The organism is Enterococcus sp. GPZ-007 (assembly GCF_059374735.1).
The window spans coordinates 1-7,752 of sequence record NZ_JCAFYN010000081.1; the positions used below are offsets into that span (position 1 = coordinate 1).

The 7,752-nt window shown below is 34.8% G+C and carries 8 protein-coding genes and 1 pseudogene; 1 reads left to right on the forward strand and 8 read right to left on the reverse strand.

The annotated features are described in order from the left end of the window. Positions 1-70: 70 nt before the first annotated feature. Positions 71-1,212 (forward strand): IS3 family transposase gene (locus AC4J95_RS20735; protein WP_494551493.1). Its coding sequence is split into 2 segments (ribosomal slippage): positions 71-299 and positions 299-1,212, totalling 1,143 coding nucleotides; the frame shifts between segments, so codons are not numbered across the junction. 1,164 nt (positions 1,213-2,376) lie between these two features. Here AC4J95_RS20735 and AC4J95_RS20740 read toward each other — a convergent pair. From AC4J95_RS20740 to AC4J95_RS20775, 8 genes and pseudogenes are all read right to left on the reverse strand, one after another. Next, complete coding sequence (locus AC4J95_RS20740; RefSeq protein ID WP_394896708.1) at positions 2,377-2,568, reverse strand: helix-turn-helix domain-containing protein; 192 nt, start codon at positions 2,566-2,568, stop codon at positions 2,377-2,379. A gap of 81 nt (positions 2,569-2,649) precedes the next feature. Next, on the reverse strand, positions 2,650-3,057 hold the full coding sequence (locus AC4J95_RS20745) for a sigma-70 family RNA polymerase sigma factor (RefSeq protein WP_494551494.1): 408 nt from the start codon (positions 3,055-3,057) through the stop codon (positions 2,650-2,652). A gap of 52 nt (positions 3,058-3,109) precedes the next feature. Next, entirely contained in the window at positions 3,110-3,571 is a 462-nt protein-coding gene (locus AC4J95_RS20750) for a hypothetical protein (RefSeq protein ID WP_494551495.1), read from the reverse strand. A gap of 368 nt (positions 3,572-3,939) precedes the next feature. Beyond that, on the reverse strand, positions 3,940-4,146 hold the full coding sequence (locus tag AC4J95_RS20755; RefSeq protein ID WP_494551496.1) for a hypothetical protein: 207 nt from the start codon (positions 4,144-4,146) through the stop codon (positions 3,940-3,942). 5 nt (positions 4,147-4,151) lie between these two features. Further along, complete coding sequence (locus AC4J95_RS20760) at positions 4,152-4,484, reverse strand: DUF7006 family protein (protein ID WP_494551497.1); 333 nt, start codon at positions 4,482-4,484, stop codon at positions 4,152-4,154. Positions 4,485-4,609: 125 nt separating this feature from the next. After that, complete coding sequence (locus AC4J95_RS20765; RefSeq protein WP_494551498.1) at positions 4,610-5,374, reverse strand: AP2 domain-containing protein; 765 nt, start codon at positions 5,372-5,374, stop codon at positions 4,610-4,612. A gap of 69 nt (positions 5,375-5,443) precedes the next feature. Beyond that, positions 5,444-7,570, reverse strand: coding sequence for a hypothetical protein (locus AC4J95_RS20770; RefSeq protein ID WP_494551499.1), 2,127 nt, complete (start codon positions 7,568-7,570; stop codon positions 5,444-5,446). Then, positions 7,557-7,752, reverse strand: a pseudogene (locus tag AC4J95_RS20775) (hypothetical protein); the annotation flags it as partial. The gene AC4J95_RS20770 and the pseudogene AC4J95_RS20775, both read right to left, overlap by 14 nt.

Consider the following 7,752-nt stretch of genomic DNA (forward strand, 5'->3'; position numbering starts at 1 on the left):
AATGATGTTAGGATGATTTCATGGACACGATTTGGTAGAATCTAACTACTAAGAAAAGGACGTGTCCACGATGGCAAAAGCCAAGAAAAAATTTGATGAAGACTTTAAGAAGATGATCTTAGATTTAAACCAGTCTGGCCAATCGGTCGAGGAACTGGCAGCGCAATATGGTATCGCTACACAAACGATTTATCGTTGGAAGAAGCTTTATACAAAGAATGAAGCAACCGGCATGACTAAGGCAGAAATCCTAGCAATGAAAAAGGAAATGGCCCGCATGCAGGAGGAAAACACTATCCTAAAAAAGGCTTTAACCATATTCGCTCAAAAGTAAAAATGAGTGATGTCTTCAAATTTATTCAATCAAATGTTCATGATCATGACATAAAACAAATGTGTACCGTTTTGGAAGCACCGAAATCCAGCTACTATGACTGGAAGAAAAAGAAGCCTTCCAAGCGCCAATCAGATAACGAACGCTTAAACCGCTTGATTTCAGGAATCTACTTTGAAAACAAGGGGATCTATGGTGCGCCCAAAATTCATAAGATTCTTGTTGGCCGTGGCGAGACCTTGTCCCTAAAGAAAGTACAAATACTGATGAGAAAGTTAGGCTTGCGTTCAATCACCCTCAAGAAGTATAAGCCTGGCAAGCAAGCGAAAGTTAAAGGTGAAGGACGTAAAAACCTGTTAAACCAAGATTTTACCACTACGTCGATCAATCAAAAATGGGTGACAGATATTACCTATATTCATACCCTAAAAGATGGCTGGACCTATCTTTCCACCATCCAAGATCTTCACACAAAGAAAATCATCGGTTGGAAGTTTGGCAAGCAGATGACGAAAGAATTGGTTATCGAAACCCTTGACCATGCGCTCTTAAACCAAATACCCTCCAAGAACTTGATCATCCACTCAGATTTGGGTTCTCAGTACACCAGCGAAGCCTATGAGGAAAAGCTGAAAGAATTGAATATCCAGTACTCCTTCAGTCGTAAGGGCTGTCCGTATGACAACGCCGGTATCGAATCGTTTCACGCCTCACTCAAAAAAGAAGAAGTCTATCCATCAAAAGCGTATGAAAACTTTGAAGCTGCTCATTTAGCGTTATTTCAATGCATTGAAGGATTTTACAATCGCAAGCGAATTCATAGTAGTATCAACTATTTAACACCAAATCAGATGGAGGAGTTGGCATTGCAAGCTTAGTTCCTAGCTACCACCTACATTTTTGTGGCGAGATTTCCACAGAGCTTCAACTTCATCGCTTCGATCAGCGGTCAAACGGTTTTGGTTTGACAGCTGGTCGAAACGATGAGATACTCACCCGCTGGAATCTCGAAAAAATTCTCGCAAATCGTGTCCGAGGTATTGACTCAAATCCAATGCATACTAAAATTGGAAATATGATAATTGTTACATTTGAAGCTGTCTCTAACATTTCTCCTCACCTTTCTCCTAAACAAAATCACTAAATATCTTTGTGAGAATTCCTAAAAGCAGATAAAACATTATTACTGTAGCTCCAAAACTACAGAACACTGCATACCTTTTATTTAATTACCTAAAAATCTCCCCCAAATATTAGTATCATCCTGTCATTTTGAAAGCAGTTATTTTTTGTAAATAGGTAAGGCTCCAGCTACTACTTGTTTTGAAGAATATAAAAAATTTTAGACATAATTCCACAGAAAAAGGCCAAAAGATAATTTCTTTGAGACAATGCAATTAACATCAATAACACGAATATAAGCTGAAGTCTTTTGAATTTCAATTTACTATTTCTTTTATGCTCCATAGATATTTCCTCCAAATTTTCTTTTTCACTTTAAAATTCTATTCTTTACAAGTTAGTATCATCAATCGACTAAATAGCACTATAAATGAATGTAATAAAGTTTATTATGCTAAATCCTATCATTACTTATTTAGTTGTTTTTTAATCACAACATAGCAAAATGTTACAAGTATCAAAACGGTTCCTATTATGACTATCACCATGTTTACAACATCCTTAGAAAATGGTGTCAAAAGGGAATATACTACCAATAAAAATAATACAAACAAAGTCAACACAATATGTTTTCGTTTCATTTTCACTCCCACCTCTGCAAAATGCAGTTTCCATCCTTCCTTATGTCACAATAAATTTACTCTCTTCCGGAAGTTATATCGTCAATTTTTCCCGCAGCTAAGCAACTCATTACAATAACTCCAATCATACATCCTATAAATAAGCCCAATAAAAACAAGATCATAAACGTCCCTCTTTAAAAATATTTATTTTCATCAAAGAAAGGTAGGTCCATAGATTTGTACCTACCTTTCGGGAATGCTAACAGAAACTGACTACACGTTTATCTTTTAAAGTGATTAATCTGGAATATCAAATTTTTTTAGAGCCAAATACAATCTGATCATACACTCTTGATAACAATCTTCATCAAAGCTTCCATTACGACAAGATTCTTTAACTAGCAATGGTTTAAAACTGTTCACAATTTGAGAAAACGCCTCTTCATCATCCTTTTGAACAAGAATAACGAGTTCTGCTAATGACTTCATTTCACGCATCCTCCATTTTTTAGCACTCATTTTTCATAGTGAGTGCTACAGGAGGAGCACGAATCATATAGTTTTTTAAAATTAATGGGTGAGATGTTTTCGAATTTTTCCTAGAATACGTTGACGCTTTTTTGTAGCACCTTGCCTTGTCATTGATAGTTGAATAGAAATCTCATAGTCTGAGTATCCAAAAATATATTTTTGAATCAGTAGAGATTGATCTTTATCAGACAGCTTTTGAAATTCAGCGGCTAAGGCAAAATTAGAGAAATCTAGTGATAAATTTTCAGATACCACCGTAACAGTTTCTTGTGGATACATAGCTTGCTCCTCGATAAAATAATCTAGTGTCTTTTGTCCAGGAACAAATTCAGTAACTTTTAGTCTGCTATTTTTAGCAAAATAATTAATTGCCGTATTATGAACTGTTTTTTGAATATAGCTAATAATCTGTGCATCATCATTTGCAAAATCAAAATTCTGATTCATTGCTCTCACTTCTTCCTTTGAAAATTCGAAAGGAAAAAGATATACGGACAAATTAGGTTTTAAGTCTATATTGCCAATATCCTCTCATAGCACGTTCAACAGGGATTGATTCATCTCGATTTATTTTTGGAAGAATATTATTTACAAAATTGCGATAATCAGGAAAAATTTCATACGATTTTGTCCACTCATGATATATTTGCTTGGTGGATAATGGTTTCCCTGACTCTTTCAAGATTGATGCAACAATAAACCCGTAATCTTTGTAAGATCGATGATGGTTATCGATTGCTTTTCGCTGAGTAAAGTAATCTTGGAGCTCCTTTTCATTTTCTAAATTCATCGGCTCCACTTCACGACATATTGCTTTATCAGAATTTGTCGTGTCTTGATTATCTTCTAAATGAATTAAGTATTCTTTTAGATCAAAATACTGTTTTGAAAGCTCCCTTCTTTCCTCCATCAATAGTCTCAGTTGCTCGTACACTCGACATTTTTTATCACGAATATCCATATTCTTTCTTCCCCTTTCACTACTAAAAACAAAAAGGGAACACAAAACTGGACATTAAATCGAAAATTGTTTCAAATTATTAGTAAAAAATATTATCCTCTTATCTTAGCTCGCAATTGCTACTTCAAAAGATGTTATTTGATTTTTGAAATTTAATTTCCCTTTTCTTCTTGAAAGGTCCACTCCTTTTTAATATCTTGCAATTCTCTAATAAGAACTTCCTTAATAAATGAGGTAAAATAAACGTCTTGTTCATCGTTAATATACTTATCCTTCAATGTTCCCAAAGCCTCTTCCGTTAAATGTTGTAAAAAGTCTTCATCAGTTTTATACCCCTTTTGCGGTATCCCTATATAATTCAAGATTGCTTAGCATTTCAAATCTAAAACTTGTAATTGTATAAGTATATTTTCAAAATTACTACTATTTACTTCTTTTACTAACAGTTCTGCCTGTTTTTTTATACGCTCGAATTGTTCAAGAACGATAATGTGTTGTGACTTTAATTCTTTCTCTGAAATTTTTCTTTTTTTAATTGCATATTTCACAAAATTTATATCCCACAAATACATCATAATTATCACTCCAGTATTTCGAGTAATGAATACCTATTAGTTAAATCATTTCCAAAAGATATCTTTTCCAGAAATGTATCTCGATACCCCTTTTCTATTAATTCAATAATTCTATCACTCGTTAATTGTTCTTCCTCATTTATCTCTAGAAAAAACATTAGTAAACTAGCTTTTTCCTTTATTACATTAATTTTTGTGATTGTTGTTCTGAGATTATCTGGCGAAATATTTTCTATAAGAAAATCAAACTCTCTCAAAATGTTCTCTGAATACTCTTGAAGTCGAACGTCTTGAAACCTTTTCTTCTTAAATAGATGTCTAAGGCTGGCCTGCCACATTATACTATCCTCCTATTTTCATCGTTGATTCTAACAATCTCACATTCAGTATTTAGTATTACTAAAATCTATATTTCTTTTCCTTTTTCAATGGTTTAAATAAAAGCAATCAGGAAATTCGGCTATCAGCTCGAAAATTGTTTTAACAACGGCAAAAAATATTTATCTTCGGCTCTTTTTCTCGCCAGCGCTGCTTCACTTAAATCGTCATACATACCCAGATAGTGTCGTTTTCCACGGAAAGTAATATAAGCTACCCACATTCCCTTACACCGATAAACTCCTTTTACGCCACTAGTATTGTTTTTGGCCAATTTAGCTTTCAAACATTCGACAATTGTTCCTTTTACACAAGTCCTACTTTCAACTCTTTTCAAACAACCACAACTTTTTGTGTGACCTGATGATAAGTTGCCATAGCTTACTTCACATAATTGACCGCAGCTACACTTACATCTCCATTTTGTTTTCCAATCTAACTTCTTATTTAATGGTTCAATGACAGTCAGGTTACCGAATACTTGCTTTTCAATATGATATTGTTTTTCCTTAAGACATCCACAACTCCGGATTTCTCCTCGTTGCAATCGTTTTGCCGATGCCAGTATTTCATTGCCACACGAACAAAGGCATTTCCATACAATGGTTCCTTCGCTACGTTCTTCTGTTGGATCAAGGGCAACTAGTTCACCAAATTTTTTATTGGATAAATCCTTATATCTATGCCGATTTTTAACATTTCCACACCCGCAGCTTTTTGTTCGACCCGAGACTAAATTGGAATGATAAACAACTGTTTCTTGTCCACAATCACAAAGGCAGTGATACTTTTTATAACCATTTTGAATTAATTCATCTAAAATAATCAGATGACCATATCTTTTTTGCATAACCCATCGCCTCATTACTCATGAAATCTATGTACTGAGATAACCAGGGGACCACCCTAGTTATCTCTACTAAATCACTTCAAATTTGAAGGTCATTTGGATGTTACATTTTGTATTTTGATATTTTCCGTAATATGCTCCTTTAATTTGAAACCCACCAACTGCTTGAGAATTTAAAATCCCCAATTCTTGATTTGCTACTGAAGGATGTAACTCAATCATTGGAAACTGAAATTCTTCCAATGAACTCAAACTTAATTTCACTTTTTCATCTTTCCTACTAGGTTCGATATCATTAGCTCGAATGACATCAATCGTTGAACTAGAATCCACTTGCATTTTGGCTAAAGATACTTTGAGCTTAGCAGTTGAATTATTTTTCACTTCGTAACTTGGTGATGATACCTTACCGTTTTGAACATCTGTTGATCCAAAAATTACTTTTTGCGGGATAGTAACATCAATCAAATCTTTGGCATCTAAAATATTAATCGTAATATCTTTCGTAAGATTGCCAAGTTGGATCGTAGCAGTATAGGAGCCAAACTGAGGCTTGACATCATGCTTAATCACTTTAATTTGCTGAGATATTACATTTCCACTTGAAAGTTCCCACGCTTTAGATTGGCTTTCTTGCAAAATCCATTCTTCAATTTTTGAAGCAGGAACGTGGTTAGAATAGGCAGTGAAATTTTGTGAACTCAAGACATATTGATCGTCAAAGATACTATGATGATCATGTACAAAAACAGGCACAGTCACTTCTGACTTATTCCCATTTTGATCGGATAATTCAACTTTCGCATACGTCAAACCAATTTTAGATGTATCAGGTATTTTTATATACTTTGCTGTTATTTTTGAAATATCATCGTTATCTTGCAAGTTTGTTACTACATCAAGTGGGTTGGCTGATATACTGCCGTTGACTGGGATCATTTGTAAAATACCATTCCCAGTAGGTGCAACATTGTCAGGATTAACAGTTAACTTTGCTTGTACTTTGGTAATATTTCCAGATGGATCACTTACTTCCAGATAAACATCTTGAATACCAACTTTCTTATTGTCCGGAGTTGGTTTTGACTTATCAAATGAAAACGAAAATGGTCTATTAATATCATTATCTGATACATGATCGATAAAATCAGCTTCCGTTACAGTACCTCCGTAGTCTATCGTTGCATCCTTACTTATGACTTTTGGAGGAGTTGTATCCTTCACAATCACTGTAGTACTCAATCTTGCGGTATTTCCCAAGTTATCGATTAATTTAACACCAAAATTGTGACTACCTAATCCTAGACTATTTGGGTCCGAGTCTGGACGAATGGTAACGGGTTGTTTTCCATTATCCTTTGGCGGACTTACAAAGAAGTCATTAACATCTGATTTTTGGCCAAGTTCTAATTCTATTGGGTTGATTAATATCCCTGTTGGAGGTGTGGTGTCAATTACTGTAAATGGAACAGTAACCAGCATTGATTCATTATTATCGGAGAATCGAAACTTACCGGTTGTAACACCTAGTCGAGAATCAATAGGTCGCTCTTCCATACTCCAATTTACTGTTCCAACGTGTGATAAAACATCTACGTAGTTAAACGGATCATTAAATGTAGCATCAAATAAATTCAATTCAATCGTATTATTTTTCTTTGGAATCACATCTAGTGATCGTTTTGAAACATTTACTATAATCGATTTTGTTTGATGAAAGCTTCCAATTCGATCATTGACTTGGTACCAAATCCCGCCCACTTTTTCTTCTACATAAAATCGCCATTCAAGATCGTATTCAATATCAAGTTGAACAAGCCCTGTATTTCCTTTGCCTCGTGTCAAATTAATGGAATGATCTGTATACGTCGGAATTACCGTATTTGGATCAGAGCTAGTGATTTTTGTTATGACTCGTTTAGCAGGACCCGTAAAATTGTATTCATTCATTTCCCAATTCGTACAGTAAGTCTCAAAGTTTGTGGGATAATCATACGAAACGGATGTACCCTCTTTTTTTGGTATAAGAGCCTGTGTCAAAAAAGTATCAAGCTTATTCCACTCGGCCTCAGTAGCATCTTGTGCAACTCCTGCTGCGGTAGCTCCTGAATCACTTGCAAAGCTATATGTGGGAAATGACAAACTTCCAATAATGCAAACGAAAGCCATAATCAAAGAAATGCTACTTTTTTTCATAAGCGCCCCCCAATAGAAACCTCAGCTCTAAAGCGATAAGCATAAGAACCACTCCAATGAAGGAGAGAAATTTACTATTATCTCCTTCATTGCCTAATTGTGGTAATTTCTCCATCTTATCACTTTGGTTTTCATCAACTACATCAGAATGTTGGTCGGTTCCTTTGCCAATGATCCCCTCA

Excerpts from the sequence above, each read along its gene's own strand:
- AC4J95_RS20740 (WP_394896708.1), bottom strand. The coding sequence starts at position 2,568 with ATGAAGTCATTAGCAGAACTCGTTATTCTTGTTCAAAAGGATGATGAA.
- AC4J95_RS20745 (WP_494551494.1), bottom strand. The coding sequence starts at position 3,057 with ATGAATCAGAATTTTGATTTTGCAAATGATGATGCACAGATTATTAGC.
- AC4J95_RS20750 (WP_494551495.1), bottom strand. The coding sequence starts at position 3,571 with ATGGATATTCGTGATAAAAAATGTCGAGTGTACGAGCAACTGAGACTA.
- AC4J95_RS20755 (WP_494551496.1), bottom strand. The coding sequence starts at position 4,146 with ATGATGTATTTGTGGGATATAAATTTTGTGAAATATGCAATTAAAAAA.
- AC4J95_RS20760 (WP_494551497.1), bottom strand. The coding sequence starts at position 4,484 with ATGTGGCAGGCCAGCCTTAGACATCTATTTAAGAAGAAAAGGTTTCAA.
- AC4J95_RS20765 (WP_494551498.1), bottom strand. The coding sequence starts at position 5,374 with ATGCAAAAAAGATATGGTCATCTGATTATTTTAGATGAATTAATTCAA.
- AC4J95_RS20770 (WP_494551499.1), bottom strand. The coding sequence starts at position 7,570 with ATGAAAAAAAGTAGCATTTCTTTGATTATGGCTTTCGTTTGCATTATT.